The 19689-nt window shown below is 74.6% G+C and carries 15 protein-coding genes and 2 pseudogenes; 11 read left to right on the top strand and 6 right to left on the bottom strand.

The annotated features are described in order from the left end of the window. Position 1 precedes the first annotated feature (1 nt). Both KSP35_RS08595 and KSP35_RS08590 read right to left on the bottom strand, forming a co-directional pair. Entirely contained in the window at positions 2-796 is a 795-nt protein-coding gene (locus KSP35_RS08595; protein ID WP_217000899.1) for an ABC transporter permease, read from the bottom strand. Positions 797-837: 41 nt separating this feature from the next. Next, the gene (locus KSP35_RS08590) at positions 838-3000 is read right to left on the bottom strand and encodes a hypothetical protein (RefSeq protein WP_217000897.1); all 2163 of its coding nucleotides are present in this window, start codon (positions 2998-3000) and stop codon (positions 838-840) included. A 178-nt stretch (positions 3001-3178) separates the two neighbouring features. Between KSP35_RS08590 and KSP35_RS08585 the strand changes: the two genes are divergently transcribed. The 4 genes from KSP35_RS08585 (at position 3179) to KSP35_RS08570 (ending at position 6544) form a co-directional block, all read left to right on the top strand. Then, positions 3179-4213: a glycosyltransferase gene (locus KSP35_RS08585; RefSeq protein ID WP_217000895.1), complete on the top strand. Its 1035-nt coding sequence runs from the start codon at positions 3179-3181 to the stop codon at positions 4211-4213. After that, complete coding sequence (locus KSP35_RS08580) at positions 4210-5073, top strand: hypothetical protein (RefSeq protein ID WP_217000893.1); 864 nt, start codon at positions 4210-4212, stop codon at positions 5071-5073. The genes KSP35_RS08585 and KSP35_RS08580 overlap by 4 nt, the downstream gene beginning before the upstream one ends. Then, complete coding sequence (locus KSP35_RS08575; RefSeq protein WP_217000891.1) at positions 5070-5399, top strand: hypothetical protein; 330 nt, start codon at positions 5070-5072, stop codon at positions 5397-5399. The genes KSP35_RS08580 and KSP35_RS08575 overlap by 4 nt, the downstream gene beginning before the upstream one ends. Positions 5400-5482: 83 nt before the next feature. Continuing rightward, entirely contained in the window at positions 5483-6544 is a 1062-nt protein-coding gene (locus KSP35_RS08570) for a glycosyltransferase family 1 protein (RefSeq protein ID WP_217000889.1), read from the top strand. An 81-nt stretch (positions 6545-6625) separates the two neighbouring features. Here the strand turns inward: KSP35_RS08570 and KSP35_RS08565 are convergent, their stop codons facing one another. Continuing rightward, positions 6626-6985 (bottom strand): hypothetical protein, encoded by a 360-nt coding sequence (locus tag KSP35_RS08565; RefSeq protein ID WP_217000887.1) that lies wholly within the window; start codon positions 6983-6985, stop codon positions 6626-6628. Positions 6986-7250: 265 nt separating this feature from the next. Here KSP35_RS08565 and KSP35_RS08560 point away from each other — a divergent pair, with 265 nt between their 5' ends. The 3 genes and pseudogenes from KSP35_RS08560 to KSP35_RS08555 all read left to right on the top strand — a co-directional run bounded on the left by KSP35_RS08560 (position 7251) and on the right by KSP35_RS08555 (position 11985). Further along, a complete protein-coding gene (locus KSP35_RS08560) occupies positions 7251-10367 on the top strand; it encodes a glycosyltransferase family 2 protein (RefSeq protein ID WP_217000885.1) in 3117 nt (1038 codons plus the stop codon). Continuing rightward, positions 10367-11002: pseudogene (locus tag KSP35_RS25725) on the top strand (DUF5719 family protein); the annotation flags it as partial. The gene KSP35_RS08560 and the pseudogene KSP35_RS25725, both read left to right, overlap by 1 nt. Before the next feature lie 29 nt (positions 11003-11031). Further along, complete coding sequence (locus tag KSP35_RS08555) at positions 11032-11985, top strand: DUF5719 family protein (protein ID WP_217000883.1); 954 nt, start codon at positions 11032-11034, stop codon at positions 11983-11985. 35 nt (positions 11986-12020) lie between these two features. On the opposite strand, the gene KSP35_RS08550 is transcribed toward KSP35_RS08555, so the two are convergent. The 3 genes and pseudogenes from KSP35_RS08550 to KSP35_RS24190 form a co-directional block, all read right to left on the bottom strand. After that, positions 12021-12485, bottom strand: a complete 465-nt coding sequence (locus KSP35_RS08550) for a hypothetical protein (protein ID WP_217000881.1) — start codon at positions 12483-12485, stop codon at positions 12021-12023. Between the two features lie 115 nt (positions 12486-12600). After that, positions 12601-13812, bottom strand: a complete 1212-nt coding sequence (locus tag KSP35_RS24195; RefSeq protein ID WP_254127051.1) for an ATP-dependent metallopeptidase FtsH/Yme1/Tma family protein — start codon at positions 13810-13812, stop codon at positions 12601-12603. Between the two features lie 455 nt (positions 13813-14267). Next, positions 14268-14585: pseudogene (locus KSP35_RS24190) on the bottom strand (ATP-dependent metallopeptidase FtsH/Yme1/Tma family protein); the annotation flags it as partial. 94 nt (positions 14586-14679) lie between these two features. Between KSP35_RS24190 and KSP35_RS08540 the strand changes: the two are divergent. From KSP35_RS08540 to KSP35_RS08530, 4 genes are all read left to right on the top strand, one after another. Then, the gene (locus tag KSP35_RS08540; protein WP_217000879.1) at positions 14680-14895 is read left to right on the top strand and encodes a DUF3499 family protein; all 216 of its coding nucleotides are present in this window, start codon (positions 14680-14682) and stop codon (positions 14893-14895) included. Between the two features lie 61 nt (positions 14896-14956). Beyond that, entirely contained in the window at positions 14957-15694 is a 738-nt protein-coding gene (locus KSP35_RS08535; protein ID WP_217000877.1) for a CPBP family intramembrane glutamic endopeptidase, read from the top strand. Positions 15695-15991: 297 nt separating this feature from the next. Beyond that, entirely contained in the window at positions 15992-18808 is a 2817-nt protein-coding gene (locus KSP35_RS24185; RefSeq protein WP_254127050.1) for a hypothetical protein, read from the top strand. Further along, positions 18748-19677 (top strand): glycosyltransferase, encoded by a 930-nt coding sequence (locus KSP35_RS08530; RefSeq protein WP_254127204.1) that lies wholly within the window; start codon positions 18748-18750, stop codon positions 19675-19677. The genes KSP35_RS24185 and KSP35_RS08530 overlap by 61 nt, the downstream gene beginning before the upstream one ends. Positions 19678-19689: the final 12 nt, after the last annotated feature.

Below are 19689 nucleotides of genomic sequence, written 5' to 3'. Positions count from 1 at the left end.
CTCAGAGCTCCTCGATGACGCGGGGCGCCAGGCGGCTGAAGATCATCCAGCCGCCCACCAGGCTGACCGCCGCCGAGATGGCCATGACGACCCAGTTGATCAGGGTGGGGGTGCCCAGCATGTAGATCGACTGCCGCATGGCGTAGACGAAGTGGGTCATGGGGTTGCACTGCAGGAACGTGTGGCCCGCCCCGCCGATCAGGGTGATCTCGTAGACGATCGGGGTGGCGTAGAACCACACCTGGAGCAGGATGCCCACCAGGTAGGCGACGTCGCGGTAGCGGATGTTGAACACCGCCAGCACCAGCCCGATGCCGAAGGCGAAGCACGCCAGGAGCACGAAGATCGGGAGGATGATCACCACCGTCCAGCTCACGTTGCCCACCACGAGCATGAAGAACATGAGGATGCAGGCCTCGATCACCGCCTGCAGCAGCACGTTCACCAGGCCGGCCACCATGGGCGCCTCGGGCGGGAAGTACGTGCGGGTGAGCAGGCCGCCGGCGCTCTGGAACGAGCTGATGGCGATGTTGATGGTGCCGGAGAAGAGGTTCCAGACCACCAGCGCGCAGAACAGGTACAGGGCGAAGATGCCGGTGCGGCCGCTGCCCATGGTGGGGGCCACGCCCTTCAGGATCACGCCGAAGACCACCGTGTAGATCCCGAGGGTGGAGGCCGGGTTGATCAGCGACCACAGCCAGCCCAGGATCGAGCGCTTGTACCTGGCCTTGAGGTCCCGCTGGGCCAGGTTCACGATGAGGGTCCGGTAGGCGTAGACCTGCGCGGGGGTGGACAAGGGCGGGAGCTCTCCTGGTGGACAGATTGCGGCTGGCGACGCTAGCAGCGGGTTCGCGCCGCTCCCCAGGCAGGCCGGGCGGTCAGGGACGGATCGGACAGGGGTTCACGTGGTCCACCTCGCCGGTCACCGCGTACACGTCGGCCTTGAGGTCGGCCCGCTGCCAGCCGTCGGTGGGCGGCTGCTCCAGGTGGGTCACGGTCTGCTCGGAGGTGCCGAGGTCGCGGATGGTGAGCCGCTCGTCGGCGATGCGCTCGGGGAGGCGCTCCCCACCCGTGTCGACCTCGACCACGTAGGCCAGCGCCTTCGGGCTGCAGGCCACGGCCTGGGCCAGCTCGCCGACCGACACCGACTGCTCGGGCTTGAACGGGTTCTTGTTCGGGGGCACGTTGGCCACGTCGCCCCCCCAGGTCATCTGCAGCGGGACGCCGAGGGCGTGCCACGTGTTGGGGAAGTAGAAGTCGACCGGGGGACCGGTGCCGGCCGTGGTCCAGAGGATCGGCGCCGAGGCGTCGGGCATCAGCTCGATGAGGCGGTGCTCGAACTCGTAGGTGCCGTCGAGGGTGACGTCGTAGTTCTCGGCCCGGACGAGGCGCAGCGTCGAGGCGCTGGCGACCGAGGCCAGCAGCAGGGGCACCAGGGTGGCGGCGAGGACCGCCGGGGCCGGCACGCGGGCCCCCCTCGGTGGCGGGCCAGCGCTCGGTGGCCCACTCGATGGCCGCCGTCGCCCCGAGGGCGACCAGCACCACGGCCATGGGGAACACCTCGCTGAACAGGTAGCGGTCCCAGTACAGGTAGTGGTTGTGGGGCAGCGGCGCCGGGAAGCGGTCGACGTTGACCTTCACCATGATGATCCCGATCACCGCACCGAAGACCGCCACCAGGCCGCGCGCCACGGACGGCGCGCGGGCGAGCAGGGCCAGGCCGGCCAGCACCACCAGCGGGTAGCCCAGGCGGTGGAGCTGGCCGTCGACGTCGGAGCCGGCGGCGCCCCGGACCACCACGGCACCCCCGAGCACCAGCACGGCCGAGATCGGCAGCGGCCACCACCACGGCGAGCCGCCCGCCTCGGCGGTGGCCTCCGACGGGCCCCGGCCGGTCCAGCGGGTGCCGGGGCGGGTGAGCCAGGCGGCGCCGGCGAGCACCGCGGTGCCGGCGACCATGAGGCCCACGAGCAGCGGCCCGACCTCGAGCAGGCCGAGGCGGTCGAGGCGGCTGAAGGTGGACGGCGAGACCGTGCCGCCGATCTGGTTGTCGACGTAGTACGGCCGGATGGCGGTGATGCCGTAGACGTAGCTCAGCGACACGCCGGCCAGGATCGCTGCCGAGGCGGCGGCCAGCGCCGAGGTGTAGCGGCGCCAGGGCCGGGCGGCGCTGGCGGCGAGCAGCACGAACATGGGCACCACGAGCAGCGGGGCGGTGACCCGGCACAGCCCGATGGCCAGGGCGATGAGGCCGATGGTGAGCAGCTCGCCCACCGGTTGCCGGCCTTCGGCGGGCTCGGCGATGGCCACCAGGTTCGACAGCAGCATGACGATCAGCGGCGCCTGCAGCGCCTCGCTCATCGGGAAGCTGGAGTACCAGACGGCGTGGGTGTGCAGGGCCACCAGCAGCGTGGCCGCCAGCTTCACCGGGGCAGGGGCGTGGAGCTGGCCCAGGAGGCGGAGCGTCACCAGCAGCAGCAGCACGCCGAGCAGCGGCACGGTGTCGGTGGTGTGGGCCGAGCCCGCCACGCGCGACGTGAGGCCCAGCAGCATCGGGAAGAGCGGGGGGAAGCCGGAGGTCAGCACGCCGGTGCGGGCGTACTGGTTGGCCCAGTTGACGTAGCCGCCGGCATCGCCGCCGCGGGAGATGTAGTTCACCGACCGCAAGCGGATCAGGGTGGCGCCGGCCAGCACCGCGCCGATGGCGAGCAGCCACGGGTCGACCCGGCGGACGACGGGCGGCAGCCCGGCGAAGCCCTGGCGCCGGAGGGCGGCGCCCACGACCACCACCAGGGCGGCGACGCTCACCGCGAACCAGGCGCCGCCGAGCCAGTTCAGGATGGTGAGCTCGACCAGCAGCACCACCAGCCCGGTGGCGAACGCGCCGACCAGCAGGGCCAGCGGCGCGGTGAGCGACGAGCGGCGGATGGCGGTGATCGGCAGGCCGACGACGGTGGAGACCAAGGCGAGCGCCAGGCACCAGCCGGCGATCGTGATCATGACCGAGGGGTCTTCCAAAGGTGCTCCTGCGCCAGGGCGGTCCGCTCGAAGGGCCGTTCTTAGCAGGGCCCCGCGAACGCCGACAAAGGCTACGCCAGGGCGCTCCGGGCGCTCCGGCACCGCACCCACCGGTCGGGGGATCGCCCCGGAGCGGGCGTGCGGCCGCCAGAATCGAGCCATGGACGTGCTGGTCTGCGCCACCCAGGTGCCGTTCCGCCACGCGGGTCCGAGCGCGGTCGAGGACCAGGTGGGAGACCTCGTCGGCGCCCTCACCGCCGCCGGCCACCAGGCCGAGGTCGTGCTCCTGCCGGCCGCCGCCGACCCGGAGCGCCTCCTCGACGCCGCCCTGGCCTGGCGGCTCGTGCCCCTCGACGCCGACCTGGTGGTCGCGCTGGACTTCCCCGCCTACTTCGCCCGCCACCGCCGCAAGGTCACCTGGCTGGCCGATCGCGACCGCGTCGACGTCGGCCTCGCCGCCCCCGACGGGACCCCGGCCCACGACGCCATCTGGGGCGAGGACCTCCGGCAGGTGGTCGACTGGGACATCCGCGCCCTGTCCGAGGCGCGGGCCCGCCACACCGCCAGCGCCAGCCTGGCCGACCGGGTGCGCCGGACCTGCGGGCTCTCGGCCTCGGTCCTGCCCGCCCCGCCGCCGCTCTCGGACCGCATCGAGCCCCGGGCCGGCGGGCGCGGGAGCTTCGTGCTCCACGTCGACGCCCCCGGCGTCGACGGGCGTCCCGGCCTCTTCCTCGCCGGCCTCGCCGCCGCCCGGCGGCCGGTGCCCGGCGTGGTCGCCAGCCTCGGGCCGGTGCGGGCGTCGCTGGCGGAGGACGTGGCCCGGCTGGGCCTGCAGGAGCGCGTGCACCTGCCCGGCCGGGTGCACGACCGCAACCTGCTCGACCTCCTCGCCAACGCGGTGGCCGTCGTGCACGCCCCGGCCGTCGCCGACCAGGCCCCGGTCACCCTGCAGGCCTTCCGCGCCGGCGTGCCGGTGATCACCACCGCCGACAGCGGCGCGGTCCTGGAGTGGGTCGACCACGGCGTCACCGGCCTCGTCACCGACGGCAGCGCCGAGGCCATGGGCGCGGCGATCACCCGGCTGGCCACCGATCCCGAGCTGGCGGCCCGGCTCGGCGCCGCCGGCCGGGCCCGGGTGCGCGACGTCGGCTGGGACCAGGTCGTCGGCACCCTCCTCGCCGGAGCGCGGTCGTGACGGCCGTGCTGGCCCTGGCGGCCACCCCGACCACAGCTCGGCGAGCCGTCCCCTTCCTCAGCCTGCTGGGGCGGGGCACCGACGTCGTCTCGTGGCACCGCACCGCCGAGGCCGAGCCGCCGGCGGCCGTGCTCGCCACCAGCACGACCGTCCTGCACGGCCTGCCCGAGGTCCCCACCGCGGTCTGGGTCGACGACCTCACGGGGCTCCGCCGGGCGGCGGCCGACGGCGTCGAGGTGGCCCTCTCCAGCCGGGAGGACCTCGTCGACCACGGCGCGGTGCTGGTCCCGGGGTCGGGCATCGATGTCGCCCGGTGGCCCGTCCTCCCGCCCGTGGCGCGGGCCGAGCAACGGCGGGCGCTCGACCTGCCCGAGCAGTTCGTGGTGGCCGTCGACCACCGCGAGCCCACCGACGACATCGTCACCATCCTCGCCCTGGCCTCGGCTGCGGTGGTAACCGGACCGCTGCTGCCCCTGGCCCTGGCGCTGGGCACCCCGGTCGTCACCGGGCCCGACACCGCCCGGCGCTTCGGCCTGCAGGCGGGCGTCGAGGTCGAGGTCGCCTCCGGCGCCGCTGCGGCCGACGAGGCGGCCCGCTCGCTGGCGGCGTGGGACCTGGGCGCGGCCGCCCTGTCGCGCCGGGGCCGCCGCTTCGCCGAGGCCCACCTGGACCTCGCCCACCCGGCCGCCGCCGTGCGCCACCGGCTCGGGCTCGGGGCGCTGCCCGTCCTCGGGCCCGAAGGACGCCTGGCCGCTCGGCTCGACGAGCTCGCCACCCCCGCCGACGCCCGCATCCGCGCCCGTGCCGACGAGGCCGCCCTCCGCTTCCTCGCCCCCCACCAAGGAGCCGTGTCCCGATGACCCTCACCCACCCCGCCATCGACGCCGACGCGGTGGCTCGGCTGCGGCGCCACCTCGGCCGGCCCGAGCCCGTGGGGCCGCCGTCGGCCCTGGTCCCGATCGCGACGCCGCCCGCCACGCTCGGGGACCGTGCTCGGGCCCTGGCGGGGCGGGTGGCCGCGCCGCTCGTCGAACGGGCGCGCCAGGAGCTGGCCCGCGCTGCCGAGCACGAGCAGGCCGCCCTCCACGCCGAGCTGCACGCCCTGCGCGCCGAGCTCGACCGGACCCGCACCACCCACGCCGCCGAGCTGGCGGCGCTGCACGAGCAGCTCCGGGACCGGCCCTGACCGGCTCGGCGCCGGACGAGCCGCTCGCCGTCGCGGTCGACGCCACCTCGCTGCTCGACCGGCCCACGGGCATCGGCGTCTACGTGCGGGAGCTGGTGGCCGGCCTGGCGGCCCGCCCGGAGGTGTCGGCGCGCGCCTTCGCGGTGTCGTTCCGGGGCCGGGCGCGGCTGGCCGACGTGGTGCCCGCCGGCGTGCCCGTGCGGTCGCGCCCGGTGCCGGCCCGCCTGGCCCGGCTGGCCTGGCAGCGCGCCGACCACCCCTCGGCGGCGTGGCTGGCCGGCCCGACCGACGTCGTGCACGGCCCCAACTACGTGGTGCCGCCCGGCGGCGGCGCGGCCGAGGTCGTCACCGTGAGCGACCTGAGCGCCGTCCGCTTCCCGGAGATGTGCTCCCGAGACGTGCTCCAGTGGCCGGGCCTGCTCACCCGGGCCCTCGCCCGCGGGGCGTGGGTCCACACCATCAGCGAGTCGGTCGGCGACGAGGTGCGGGCCCTCCACCCCGGTGCCGCAGACCGCGTCGTCGCCGTCCCCCTCGCCGTGCGGCGCCCACCCCCCGAGACGCCCGCCACCGACGCCGCAGCCGGCCGGCACCTGGCCGGCGGCCCGCGCTACGTGCTGGCCCTGGGCACCGTCGAGCCCCGCAAGGACCTGCCGGCGCTGGTGGCCGCCTTCGACGTCCTGGCCGCCGACGACCCCGAGTTGCGGCTCGTGCTGGCCGGCCCCGACGGCCTGGGCGTCGAGGCCCTGACCGCCGCTCGGGAGCGGGCGCGGCACCGGCGCCGCATCGTGCGCCTCGGCTGGGTCTCCGACGACCAGCGCCTCGCCCTGCTGCGCGGCGCGGCCGTGGTGGCCTACGCCAGCACCTACGAGGGCTTCGGCTTCGTGCCCCTCGAGGCCATCGGGGCGGGCACGCCGGTCGTGGCCACCGCGGTGGGTGCCCTCCCCGAGGTGCTGGCCGATGGCGGGCTCCTCGTCCCGCCCGGCGACGTCGACGCCCTGGCCGAGGGGCTGGCCCGCGTCCTGGGCGACGACGCCCTGGTCGCCGACCTGCTGGCGCGCGGGCAGCGCCGGCTGGACGCCTACACGTGGGACGCCACCGTCGGCGGCCTGGTCGACCTCTACCGCCGCGCCGCCGACGCCCGCTGATCGGTGCACCCGAGCCCGGGCGCGCACCAGGGCCCGCCGGAGCGAGCCCTGGTGGCAAGGGGGACCTTGGGGTGCGGTGCGTCAGGCAGCGCGGGCGACGAGGTCGCGGGCCTGCTTGACGAGGTCGCGGGCCTGCTCGGGGAGCTTGTCCTCGATCTGGGCCAGGACGGTCTCGAGGCGGGCCTCGAGGCCGGTGAGGCGCTCTTCGAGGAGCTTCACCCGGTCCTCGACCAGCTCGGAGACGTTGTCGAACGAGCCCTTGGCGGACTCGATGCCGACGAGGGCGGTGCCCTTGGCGTCGTCGAGCTGGGCGTTGACGGCCTTGGTCAGCTCGGCGCGCTGCACCTGCAACTTCTGGAAGGCGAGGACGCCGGCGCCGACGCCGACGTAGAAGGCGTCGCGCACGGTGTCGGTGACGGTGTCGAGGGTGAGATCAGCCATTGGGGGCTCCTGCGGGGGTTCGGTGGGCGGCCAGCGACGGTGCTGGCGTGCGAACCACGATACGCACTTTGCATAACAGTTGCAAGCACTTCGCGAGCAGCGTGACCGACGTCGCAGGACCCTCCGACGGGTGATGGGTGCCCCGTTCCAAGTGTGACGATCCGGTAACGTCGACCCATCGTGGAAGACGAAGCCCCAGACCCCGGCGCGCCCCCTGGACGGGACGGGCGAGGTCCCCGCCGTCCTGCCGGCCGTCGTCCCCGCCGTGGTCGCCGTGCTGGTCACCCACGACCCCGGGCCCTGGTTCGAGGAGACGCTCGCCAGCCTCGCCGAGCAGACCTACCCCGACCTCTCGCTGCTGGTGGTCGACACGGGCAGCGCGGTCGACCCCACCGCCCGCGTCCACGCCCTCGTGCCCTCGGCCCACGTCCACCTGCTGGACCACGACCCCGGCTACGGCGCCGCCGCCAACGTCGTCGGTGAGCTGGTGGAGGGCGCAGCGTTCTACGCGTTCTGCCACGACGACATCGCCCTCGAGCCCGACAGCCTGCGCTCGCTCGTGGAAGAGGCGTTCCGCTCCAACGCCGGCGTGATCGGCCCCAAGCTGGTCGACTGGCACGAGCCCCGTCGCCTCCTCCAGGTGGGCATGGGCGTCGACAAGACCGGCGTGCTGTCGCCGGTCACCGAGCGCCTCGAGCTCGACCAGGAGCAGCACGACGCCGTGCGCGACGTGTTCGTGGTCCCCGGCGGCTGCACCCTCGTGCGCGCCGACCTGTTCGAGGCCCTCGGGGGCTTCGACGACGGCATCGACTACCTCGGCGACGACGTCGACCTGTGCTGGCGCGCCCACGTGGTCGGCGCCCGGGTGATGATCGCCCCGGCGGCGCGGGTCCGCCACCTCGAGGCGCTCGGCGAGCGGCGACCCGTCGACGACCGCCGTCGCCGCTTCGCCCGCCACCGGCTCCGGACCACGCTGGTGGCCTACGGGCCGTTCCACCGGGCCCGGGTGCTGCCCCAGGCCCTCCTCTTCGCGGTGGTCGAGGCGCTGTACGCCCTCGTCTCGGGCCACCCCGACCACGCCCGGGACGTGCTCGGCGCCTGGCCGTGGAACCTGCGCCGGCTCGGGGCCATCCGGCGCCGCCGCAAGGCGCTCAAGGCCGTCCGCCGGGTCAGCGACAAGGAGGTCCGCGGCTTCCAGGTCCGCGGCAGCGCCCGCCTGAGCGCCGCGCTCCGGGGCCAGTTCAGCCACCGAGACGACCGCGTCACCACCTTCGCCCGATCGTCCCGGGACCTCGCCGGCGCCATGCGCGACGGCTCCCGGCGGCTCACCACCGCCTTCGCCCTGCTGCTGGGCGTCCTGCTCCTGGTGGGCTCCCGCTCGCTGATCTTCGACGGCATCCCGGCCGTCGGCGAGCTGTCCCGGTTCCCGGCCAGCGCCGGCACCCTCCTCCAGTCGTGGTGGAGCGGCTGGCGCCGGACCGGCCTGGGCGGGCCCGGCGCGCAGCCCACCGCGCACGGCTTGCTCGGCGTGGTCAGCTACCTCAGCTTCGGTGCCGAGGGGCTCCTGCGCACCGTGCTCGTGCTGGGGACGATCCCGGTCGGCGCCCTGGGCGCCTGGCGCCTGGCGCGGCCGATCGGGTCGGCCCGCGCCAGCGTCGCCGCCTTCGCGGTCTACGTCGCGCTGCCGGTGCCCTACAACGCGCTGGCCCGGGGCTCCTGGAGCGGCCTGCTGCTCTACGCCGCCAGCCCGTGGCTGCTGCTCGGCATCGGCCGGGCCAGCGGGGTCGCCCCCTTCGGGCCCGGCGGCGCCGAGCCGGGGGAGCGCGCCGCGTCGACGGTCCGCCGCCGGCCCGTGTCGCTCATCCTCGGGCTCGGGCTGCTGCTCGGCATCGTCGCCGCCTTCGTGCCGTTCGCGGTGGTCATCGTCGCCGCCATCGGCCTGGCCTTCGCCCTCGGCTCGGTGCTCTGCTTCCGGGCCAAGGGCGTGCTCCGCATGCTGGGGATCACCCTCGGCGCCTGCTTGGTGGCCGTGGCCCTCCAGGTGCCGTGGAGCCTCGACGTGCTCGGCTCCTCGTCGCCGTGGGACGCCATCGTGGGGGTGGGGTCCACCGGGGGTGGCCCGCTGACCCTCGGTCGGATCCTGCGCTTCGAGAGCGGGCCCTGGGGCGCACCGCCGCTCGGCTGGGCGTTCCTCCTGGCGGGTGCCCTGCCGGTGGTCATCGGCCGCTCCTGGCGGCTCGAGTGGGCGGTCCGGGCCTGGCTGGTGGTGCTGGCCGGGTGGGCGCTGCTCTGGGCCGGCCAGGAGGGCCACCTCCCCATGGGCCTGCCCGCCGCCGAGGTCGTGCTGGCCCCGGTGGCCGCCGCCCTCGCCTTCACCGCCGCGCTCGGGCTGGCCTCCTTCGAGGTCGACCTGCGGGCCTACCGCTTCGGCTGGCGGCAGGTGCTCTCGGTGCTGGCCGCCCTGGGCGTCGTCCTGGGTGCGCTGCCGCTGGGCAGCGGCCTGCTCGACGGTCGGTGGCACATGCCCGAGCGGGACTACGCCAACAGCCTCCAAGGGCTCCTCGCCATCGACGGCCGCGCCCCCTTCCGGGTGCTCTGGGTGGGCGATCCCGAGGTGCTGCCCGCCTCCGGGTGGCGCTACGGCGACGGCGTGGCCTACGCCACCACCGAACGGGGCGCCCCCACCGTGCTCGACCGGTTCGCCGGCGACGCGCCTGGCTCCACCACGCTGCTCGGGCGGGCCCTCCACCAGGCCGAGGACCAGCGCACCACCCGCCTCGGCCACCTCCTCGGCCCCATGGGCGTCCGCTACCTCGTGGTGCCCGAGCAGCTGGCGCCGGGGACGTCCGGGGCCGACGACGTCGCCACCCCCGACCGGCTCACCGTCGCGCTCGGCCAGCAGATCGACCTCGAGCGGGTGCCGGTCAGCAGCGGCGTGGTCGTCTACCGCAACACCGCCTGGGCGTCGTCCCGATCGGTGCTGCCGGACCGCCAGGGCGACCGCACGAGCGCCGACGCCGCCATCGTCGACGACCTCCGCGGAGCCCGGCCGGCCCTGACCACCGACGTCGGCGCGGTCGATGCGCGCGGCGAGGTGCCGGTCGAGGGCGACCTGCTGGTCGCCTCGACGGCCGACCCCGGCTGGAAGCTGCGCATCGACGGCGTCCCCATGGCCCGCACCGACACCTACGGCTGGGCCAACCAGTTCGCCGCCACCCGCACCGGGACCGGCCGCCTCACGTACGACACACCGCTGACCCGCCGGCTCGCCGCGGGCGGCCAGGCCCTCCTGTGGGTGCTCGTGATCGTGGTCCGTCGGCGAGCCCGCAACGCCGAGCGTCGCCCACCGGCGCTGCTCTCCACCTCCCAGGGAGCGAGCTGATGGCCCGCCGCAGCGCCGGGCGCCACGCCCGCCGGATCCGCCGCATCACCCCGCGGCGGTGGCTGCCGTTCATCGCCCTCGTGGCGGTGGCCGCAGGCGGCGTCGTCGTCGATCGCAACGACGACGGCCCGCAGCCGGTCACCGCGGCCCTGGCCGCACCGGCCTCGGCCATGCCGGTCGCCGCCGAGCCCGATGCCCTGTCCACCGCCTGGTTCTGCTCGGGGGGCACGGCCTCCGGCGCCGACGGCGCCGCCGAGCTGGCCGTGGTGGTGGCCAACGTCGGCGACGGCGCCGCCACCGCCGACGTCCGGGCCTACGGCTCCGACGGCACGACGGCCCACCGGTCGATCCCGGTGCCGGCGAAGAGCCGCATCCGGCTGGTGGGCAGCGACCTGCTCACCGCTCCCGGCCTCAGCCTCACCGTCGAGGTGCTGGGCGGCCGGGCCACCGTCGAGCGCGAGGTGTCGGGGCCCAACGGCTTCGACGCCGGTCCCTGCTCCACCACCGCCGCCGCCCAGTGGCTGCTCCCTTCGGGCTCCACGGCCATCGGGGCCAGCGAGTCGCTCTACCTCTTCAACCCGTTCCCGGACGACACCAGCGTCGACATCTCCTTCGCCACCGACGACGGCGCCAAGGCCCCCCCCGCTCGCTCCAGGGCCTGCTGGTGTCGGGGCGTTCGCTGCGGGTGGTGCCCGCCGAGGACCTGCCGGCCCGTCGTGGGCGCATCGCCACCAAGGTCACCGCCCGCACCGGCCGGGTGGTCGTCGACCGCATCCAGACCTACGACGGCAAGGGCGACGTCGTCGAGGGCAGCGACGACGCCACGACCACGGCCGCACCGCAGGGCCTCGCGTCGGCGCCGGGCCTGCCGTCTCCGGCGAGCCGGTGGCTGTTCCCCGACGCCACCAACGCCGAGGGCACCCGCACCCAGCTGGCGCTGTACAACCCCACGGGCCGCCCGGCCCGCCTCCAGGTGGTGATCACCTACCAGGACCCCGGTCGCCAGGCCCCGGTCGACCCCATCGACGTCGACGTCCGGGCCCGCGAGCAGCAGCTGGTCGACCTCACGGAGACGGCGGGCATCGAGCCCGGCGTGCCCTACACCGTCGACGTCCGCTCGCTCGACGACGTCCCCGTCGCCGCCGAGCAGCTCCGCTTCGGCGCCCCGGCCCCGGTGGTCGCGGCGGCGACCGACGCCGAGGCCGATCCCGACGAGGAGGCGCCGCCCGCCGAGGGCGAGCCCGTCGCCGGGTTCGCGGTGGTCGCCGGCAGCCCGCTCGCCGCCCGGTCCTGGCTGGTGCCGAGCCGCTCGGCCAGCACCAGCCGCGTGGCCAGCGTGGTCGTGGCCAACCCGGGCGCGGCCTCGGTCACCGTCCGCGTCGAGGCCTTCGTCGAGGGCAAGCGCACCGCCGTCGAGGCCGCCACCGTGCGGGTGCCCGCCGGCGACCGGCGCGAGCTCGACCTCAGCTCCACCTTCCTCAACCCCGCCCTGGTCGTCACCGCCACGGGACCCGTGGTGGTCAGCCACTCCGTGGTCGCCACCGAGGGCCTCGGGCTCACCCAGTCGCTGGCCAGCCCGTTCCCGGAGACCGTCACCGAGCTCCCCGCCGCTCGCTGAACCCCCTCGGGCCACCTCCGGTCGGTGCCCGGCGGTCACCTTGCGGGAAGGGTCAGTGGTCGGTGCAGCCGGGGGGGCACGGTCCCGGGGTCGCGCAGCTCGGCCAGGGCCGCCCACAGGTCGGTGGCGGTGGGCTCGCCCACGAAGGAGCGGGCCACCGCGCCGGTCGCATCGGCCACCAGGACCATGGGCACGGCATCGACCTGGTAGCGGTCGTGGAGGTCCTTGCGCTCGATCGCCTCGACCTCCTGGACGGCCACCGCGTCAGAGGCCAAGAGCTGGGCCTTGGCCCACGTGCCCTGGCACGACAGGCAGGTGGCCGAGGAGAAGACGGTGACCAGCCACGGCGCGTCGGGGCGGTCGAAGTCGGCCCGGTCCAGCTGCACCGGGACGGCCCACGAGGGCCCCTGCTCCGGAGCATCGACGTCCCGGCGTCGGAGGACCACGGCGATCCCGGCGGCCACGACGGCCACGACGACGACGATCAGCACCTGGGCCACGGCGTCCATCATGGCGGGTCGACGACCCGGTTCCCCACCCACCCCGGACGCGGACCAGCCGCCGGCGCAGGGCCGGCGGCTGGTGGAGAGGACGGTGGGCCGGGGCCCGTCGCGCTCAGTCCTCGTTGGTGGCGGGAGCCTCGTGGTGGATGGGGTTGGGCGCCGGCGCACCGGCGGCCAGGTCGACCAGGCGCCGCACCTCGGCGCCGTCGAGCGTCTCGTGCTCGAGGAGGCCGCGGGCGACCAGGTCGAGCCCGTTGCGGTGCTCGATCAGGAGCTCCTCGCAGCGCTTCTCGTTGGCCCGCAGGATGGCCTCGACCTCTTCGTCGATCACCCGGGCGGTCTCGTCGGAGTAGTCGCGGGCGTTGCCCATGAGGTCCTCGCCGAGGAAGACCTGGCCCTGGGAGCCCCAGGCCATGGGGCCGATGCGCTCGCTCATGCCCCACTCGCGGACCATCTTGCGGGCCCGCTCGGTGGAGACCACGAGGTCGTTGTTGGCCCCGGTGGAGACCACGCCGAAGATCAGCTTCTCGGCGATGCGACCGCCCATGGCGACGACGATCGAGGCGTCCAGGTAGTCCCGGTTGTAGGAGTGCTTGTCCTCCTGCGGGAGCTGCTGGGTGACGCCGAGGGCCATGCCCATGGGGAGGATGGTGACCTTGTGGACGGGGTCGGCCTCCTCGAGGACCGTGGCGCACACCGCGTGGCCGGCCTCGTGGTAGGCGGTGAGCTCCTTCTCCTTCTCCGACAGCGCCATCGACTCGCGGCGCTGGCCCATCAGGACCCGGTCCCGGGCGTACTCGAAGTCGTCCCGGGTGATCATCTCGCCGCCGCGGCGCACGGCGTGCAGGGCGGCCTCGTTGACCAGGTTGGCCAGCTCGGCACCGGACATGCCGGGGGTGCCCCGGGCCACGACGCCCATGTCGACGTCGGGGCTGATGCGCTTGGACTTGGCGTGCACCCGCAGGATGGCGAGGCGCTCCTCGTGCTCGGGCAGCGGCACCACGACCTGGCGGTCGAAGCGGCCCGGGCGCAGGAGGGCGGGGTCGAGCACGTCGGGCCGGTTGGTGGCGGCGATCATGACGATGCCCTCGGTGGCCTCGAAGCCGTCCATCTCGTTGAGCATCTGGTTGAGCGTCTGCTCGCGCTCGTCGTGGCCGCCGCCGAGCCCGGCGCCGCGCTTGCGGCCGATGGAGTCGATCTCGTCGACGAAGATGATGGCCCGGCCCAGCTTCTTGGCCGACTGGAACAGGTCGCGGACGCGGCTGGCGCCGACGCCCACGAACATCTCCATGAAGTCCGAGCCGCTGACCGAGAGGAACGGCACGCCGGCCTCGCCGGCGACGGCGCGGGCGATGAGGGTCTTGCCGGTCCCGGGGGGGGCCCGACGAGCAGCACGCCCTTCGGGATGCGGGCCCCGATCTGGCCGAACTTCTCCGGGTACTTCAGGAAGTCGACGACCTCGCGGATCTCGGTCTTCACGCCCTCGTAGCCGGCGACGTCGGCGAAGGTGGTGCCGGGCCGCTCGGTGGAGTACGTCTTCGCCCGGCTGCGGCCGATGGACATGATGTTGCCCATCTGGCCCTGCGCCCGGCGCTGCATGAAGATGAAGAACCCGATGATGAGCACCGGGAAGATGAGGATCGGCAGCCAGGTCTCCAGGAAGCCGGCCTGCGGCGTCTTGGGCTTGAGGTCGACGTCGTGCTTCTGCAGCAGCACCTGGTCGGCGTCGGGGAACGGGATCAGGCCGGTGGTCGAGTACTTCTTGCCGGTCTCGAAGTCGCCGGTGATCTTGCCGCTGTTGTTGTCGTAGGTGGCCGTGGCCACCTTGCCCTGGGTGACCTGGGACCGGAACTCGGAGTAGGTCAGCGACTTGCCGTCGTCCTTGCCCTGGGTGAGGGCGACGAGGAGCACGATGGCGCCGATGAGGAGGACCCCGCCGACGATCCAGCGGCTGGTGCCGAGCGGGCGCCGCGCCGGCGGGCGCCGGGCCACCGGCTCCGTCCTGCGGGCCGCGACCGGGACCGAGCGGTCCACGGCCTCGGGGTGGGGGCGGCGGTGGCGGGGGCGGCGGCGGACCCTCTGGTGACATCCCGCCATGCTAGGGGGCGACTCCCCCCGCGCGGCAGCCAGGGCCCCGGTTCGCGCCGCGGGCATCCGCTGCCGGTCCCGGTGGCGCCGGTATCGTGCGGCCATGCGCCGCCGCTGTGCTCGCCCGGGTTGTGCCGAGGCCGCCACCGTCACCCTGTCCTACGACTACGCCGCCGCCACGGTGTGGCTCGAGCCGCTGGCCACCGAGGGCCACCCCATGACCCACGACCTGTGCGACCGGCACTCGGCCCGCACCGCCCCGCCGCGCGGCTGGCAGCTGGTCGACCAGCGCCTCGCCGCCGCGCAGCTCGCGTCCTGACCCGACCGGTCGCCCGGGCGACCACGGAGCTGGCGGGACGCACTTGTAGGCTCCTGCGGCCATGACGACCCTGCCCCTGGACACCGCCGAGGCGCCGCGCGCCCGCTGGGGCATCGCCGACGCGCTCATCGGGCTCTGCGTGGCCATCGTCGTCGCCAACTACCTGGCGGCGGCCTGCGTGGCAGCCGCGGGGTACCCGGTGGCCACCGACTCCGCGGACCTCCCGCTCTGGCTCAACCTGGTCGGCTCCCCGCTCCTGTGGCTCGGCTTCGTCGGGGTGCCGGTCTGGGCGGCGCACGTCAAGGGCAACGGCGTGGTCACCGACTTCCGGCTCCGCCTCCGAGCCACCGACCTGCCCCTGGCCGGCGCCATCGGCGTGGTCACGCAGCTCGTCCTCGTGCCGATCCTCTCGCTGCCGCTGATCTGGGCCACGGGCGCCGACGTCGACGACCTCAGCCGCCCCGCCCGCGAGCTCGCCGACAAGGTCAACGGGCCCTTCGCCACCATCGCCTTCGTGCTGGTGATCGCCATCGGCGCCCCGATCGCCGAGGAGCTCTTCTTCCGCGGCCTGCTGCTGCGCTCGATCCAGAAGCGCTTCGGCACCGCCTGGGCCGTCGCCGGCTCGGCGGTGGTGTTCGGACTCACGCACTTCGAAGGCGTCCAGACCCCGGCGCTGATCGGGGCCGGCGTCGTGTTCGGCCTGGTGGCCGTCAAGACCGATCGCTTGGGCGCCGCCATGGTCTGCCACATGGCGTTCAACCTCACCACCGTCGTCAACCTGTTGTGGATCCACGGATGACCGAGCTCGACACCCCTGCCGGCCCGGCCCCCGAGGACCAGGCCGCCACCGCGGTGGCCACCGCGGGCGCCGACGCCCCGTCGACCGAGGCCGAGGCGGAGCGGGACGGCCGGGAGCCGTTCCCCACCCTGACCGAGCGCCTCGGCGCCGCCTGGCAGCGCACGGCCACCTCGATCTCGGCGGACCCGGGGCGGGCGGCCGAGGCTGCGCTGTCGCTGGTGGTGGTGCTGCTCGGCACCGGGTTGGTGCTGGCCACCCTGCACCCCGGGGACCTGTGGCGGAACACGACGCCGACCGGTGGTGACATGGGCGCCCACGTGTGGGGGGCCGCGCTACCTGCTCGACCACCTGCTGCCGCAGGGCCGGCTCTCGGGGTGGACGCCCGACTGGTACGACGGCTTCCCGGCCTACCAGTTCTACATGGTGGTCCCCTCGCTGATGGTGGTGGCGCTGCACGTCGGCCTGCCGTGGTACCTGGCCGTGCCGGCCGTGATCGCCCTCGTCGCGGTGGCCACCCTGGGCTGGGCCAAGGAGCGCCTGTACCCCTACCGCCACCTCATCGCCACGGTGGCGGTGCTGGCCATCGTGCTGTCGGTTCCCATCCCGTACAACCGGTCCTTCAAGCTGGTGACCGCGCTGGGCCTCTTGGGGATCCCGGTGGCCTGCTGGGCCTTCGCCAAGCTGGCCGACCTGCCGTTCCCGATCCCGCCGCTGGCCTCGGCTGCGGGCCTGTTGTTCGTCTACAACCGCGAGCCCCTGTTCAACAACACCGGCAACATCATCGGCGGCAACTTCCAGTCGACCATGGCCGGGGAGTTCGCCTTCTCGATCAGCCTCACCATCGCCCTCGTGTACCTCGGCGTGGCGTCGCGCGGCCTGCGCACGGGGAAGCACCGGGCGCTGGCCGCCGGGCTGTTCGCGCTGGCCGGCTTGTGCCACCTCATCCCGGCGTTCTTCGTCCTGGCCTGCACCGGGGCCATGTTCCTGATCCACCCCGACAAGGCCCGGCTCAAGTGGCTGGCCAGCATGGTGCCGGTCGCCGGGCTGCTCACCGCCTTCTGGGTCCTGCCGTTCTGGTGGCGGCGGGACTTCGTCAACGACATGGGCTGGGAGCGCCTGCCGGTGCCCGGCGCCAACCTGGGCGCCGAGGCGCAGAAGATCTCCGGCAACGAGGCCAGCAACTGGTACTACCTCCTCCCGTCGGGCATGCGGTGGCTGATGGTCGTCGCCGTCGTCGGCATCGTGGTGTCGGTCATCCGGCGCTACACGGTGGGGATGGTGCTCGCGGTCGCTTGGGTCGGGGTGTGGGCGGCCTTCGCCTGGCTGCCCGACGGCCGCCTCTGGAACGCCCGGCTGCTGCCGTTCATGTACCTGTCGGTCGCCCTGCTCGCCGCCATCGGCGTGGGCGAGCTGATCCGCCTCGCGGGCTCCATCGCCGCCGGACGCGCCGACCGCAGCTACCGCCCCGTCACCGTCACCGTCGCGGCGGTGGTCGCGCTGGGCGCCCTCGTCTACGTCGTCCTGCCGCTGCAGGGGCTCTTCGACCAGCCCACCGGCCCCTTCACCCTGGTCGACCGGTCCGCGGTGACGGTGGCCAACGCCGATGGCACCACCGCCACCAAGAACCGGTCGTCGCTCTCCTTCAACCCGCTCGGCATCTTCGACACCACCGCCGAGAACCCGGTCGCCGGCTGGTCGGGCTGGAACTACTCCGGGCTCCAGGCCAAGAAGGCCCAGCCCACGGGCTGCGACCTGGCCGGGTCGACCACCCCCTGCACCACCGGCGGCTGGCCCGAGTACCGGGACCTCATGGCCACCATGGCCCGCCTGGGCGAGGACCCGAAGGCCGGGTGCGGCCGGGCGTTCTGGGAGTACAGCAACGACCGGCTCAACGGCTACGGCACGCCGATGGCGCCCATGCTCCTGCCGTACTGGACCGACGGCTGCATCGGCTCGCAGGAGGGCCTCTACTTCGAGTCCTCCACCACCGTGCCGTACCACTTCCTCATGCAGGCCGAGCTCTCGGCCCAGCCGTCGTCGCCCCAGCGCGAGCTGCCGTACCCCACGTTCGACATCGACGCCGGCGTGCGCCACCTCCAGCTCCTCGGGGTGAAGTACTATCTGGCGGTCAGCCCCACGGCGGTGCAGGCCGCCGCCACCCAGCCCGACCTCACCGAGGTCGCGGTGAGCGGCCCGTGGCACGTGTACGAGGTGGCCGACGCCCCCATGGTCGAGGGCCTCACCTACGAGCCGGTGGTCGCCCGGGGCATCGGCGAGAGCCAGGACGACTGGCTGCCCACGGCCTCGGCGTGGTTCCTCGACCCCGAGCGCCTCGACGTGCCCCTGGCCGTCGACGGGCCCAGCAGCTGGAAGCGGGTCGACGCCGAGCCGGTGCCGGAGCAGTGGCGACGCCTGGTCATCTGGGCCCGCCAGCAGCTGGGTGACACCGGCTCCATGGACCAGGCTCCCGCCGAGCCCCGGACCAAGCTCCCGTCGGTGCGGGTCACCGACATCGAGCAGGGCGACGAGGACCTCTCGTTCGACGTCTCCCGCGTCGGCGTGCCGGTGCTGGTCAAGGTCTCCTACTTCCCGAACTGGAAGGTCAGCGGCGCCGACGGCCCGTACCGCGTGACGCCGAACCTCATGGTGGTCATCCCCACGTCGAAGCACGTGTCCATGACCTACGGCCGCACGGCGCCGGACCTGCTGGGCGCCGGCATGACGGTGCTGGGGCTGGTCGGCCTCGTCTGGCTGTCGCGGCGAAAGCCGGTCGAGGTCGAGCCGCTGAAGCCGTTCCGGGCCTCCACGTGGATCGACGGCCTGGTCACCATCGGGGACCGCCCGTCCGACGTCGACCCCGGCCACCCGGTGGCGGCCGGCGGTGCGCCGCCTGGGTGGGGGACCGACCCCGTCGCGCTCGTCGACGCCCCCGACCGTGCCGCGCCCGCCGGCGGCGGGCCGTTCGGCGCGTGGCTCGAGCCCGACGGCGCGGACCAGTCGGCGGACGCGGCGCCGGCGGCCGTCGACGGTCCCGCCGACGACCTCGACGACATCTGGGTCGAGGGCCCGGCGCCGGCCACCGACCCCGGTGCGCCGACCCCCGAGGCCGGCTGAGTGTCCCGGCGGACGCGGGCCGTCGTGGTCCGCCAGGAGCTGGCTCGACGTCGCGCCCGCCCCCGGCGCCCGGCGGTCCCCGCCTGTCGATCGTCATCCCGGCGTACCTCGAGGCCGAGCGCATCGGCGCCACCATCGAACGGGTCCGCACCGAGCTCGCCCCGGTGGTCGGCGCCGGGGACCTCGAGGTCGTCGTCGTCGACGACGGCTCCTCCGACGGCACGGCCGACGCCGCCCGCCGGGCCGGTGCCGACCAGGTCGTCGCCCAACCGGTGAACCGGGGCAAGGGCGCCGCCGTGCGCGCCGGCGTGCTGGCCGCCACGGGGCGCACCGTCGCCTTCACCGACGCCGACCTGGCGTACGGCCCGGAGCAGGTCGCCCGGCTGCTCCTCGCGGTGGAGGACGGGTGGGACGTCGTGGTCGGCAGCCGCTACCACGACGACACCACCACCGTCGTCCGAGCGCCCCGCCTCCGCGAGGTGGGCGGCCGGGTCATCAACGCCGCCACCCGGCTCGTGCTCGTCGGCCACCACGGCGACACCCAGGCCGGGCTGAAGGCCTTCCGGTCCGACGTGGCGCAGGTCCTGTTCGGCCACGCCCGGGTCGACGGCTTCGCCTTCGACGTCGAGCTGTTCCTGCTGGTGGAGCGGTACGGCTTCTCCCTCACCGAGGTGCCGGTCGAGGTCGAGAACTCCGATCGAAGCACGGTCCGGGTGGCCCGGGACGCGCTGCGGCTGCTGGTGGACCTGGCCCGCATCGACCGGACGGCGCGGCGCGGGGCCTACGACCTCGAGCCCGGCGAGCTCGACCACCTCGTGGCGCCGGCAACCGTGCCGCCGAAGCCGGGACCGGCAGCCGGGTCCGACTAGGGTCTCCGACGC

This window comes from Aquihabitans sp. G128 (assembly GCF_019048865.1).
In the GTDB taxonomy this organism is placed as follows: domain Bacteria; phylum Actinomycetota; class Acidimicrobiia; order Acidimicrobiales; family Iamiaceae; genus Aquihabitans.
The sequence above is the reverse complement of the archived record's forward strand: the minus strand, read 5'-3'. Positions and strand labels throughout refer to the sequence as shown.

Coding starts and splice junctions, on each gene's coding strand:
- KSP35_RS08590 (WP_217000897.1), bottom strand. CDS start 3,000: ATGATCACGATCGCCGGCTGGTGCCTGGCGCTCGCCTTGGTCTCCACC.
- KSP35_RS08585 (WP_217000895.1), top strand. CDS start 3,179: ATGGACGTGCTGGTCTGCGCCACCCAGGTGCCGTTCCGCCACGCGGGT.
- KSP35_RS08575 (WP_217000891.1), top strand. CDS start 5,070: ATGACCCTCACCCACCCCGCCATCGACGCCGACGCGGTGGCTCGGCTG.
- KSP35_RS08565 (WP_217000887.1), bottom strand. CDS start 6,985: ATGGCTGATCTCACCCTCGACACCGTCACCGACACCGTGCGCGACGCC.
- KSP35_RS08540 (WP_217000879.1), top strand. CDS start 14,680: ATGCGCCGCCGCTGTGCTCGCCCGGGTTGTGCCGAGGCCGCCACCGTC.
- KSP35_RS08535 (WP_217000877.1), top strand. CDS start 14,957: ATGACGACCCTGCCCCTGGACACCGCCGAGGCGCCGCGCGCCCGCTGG.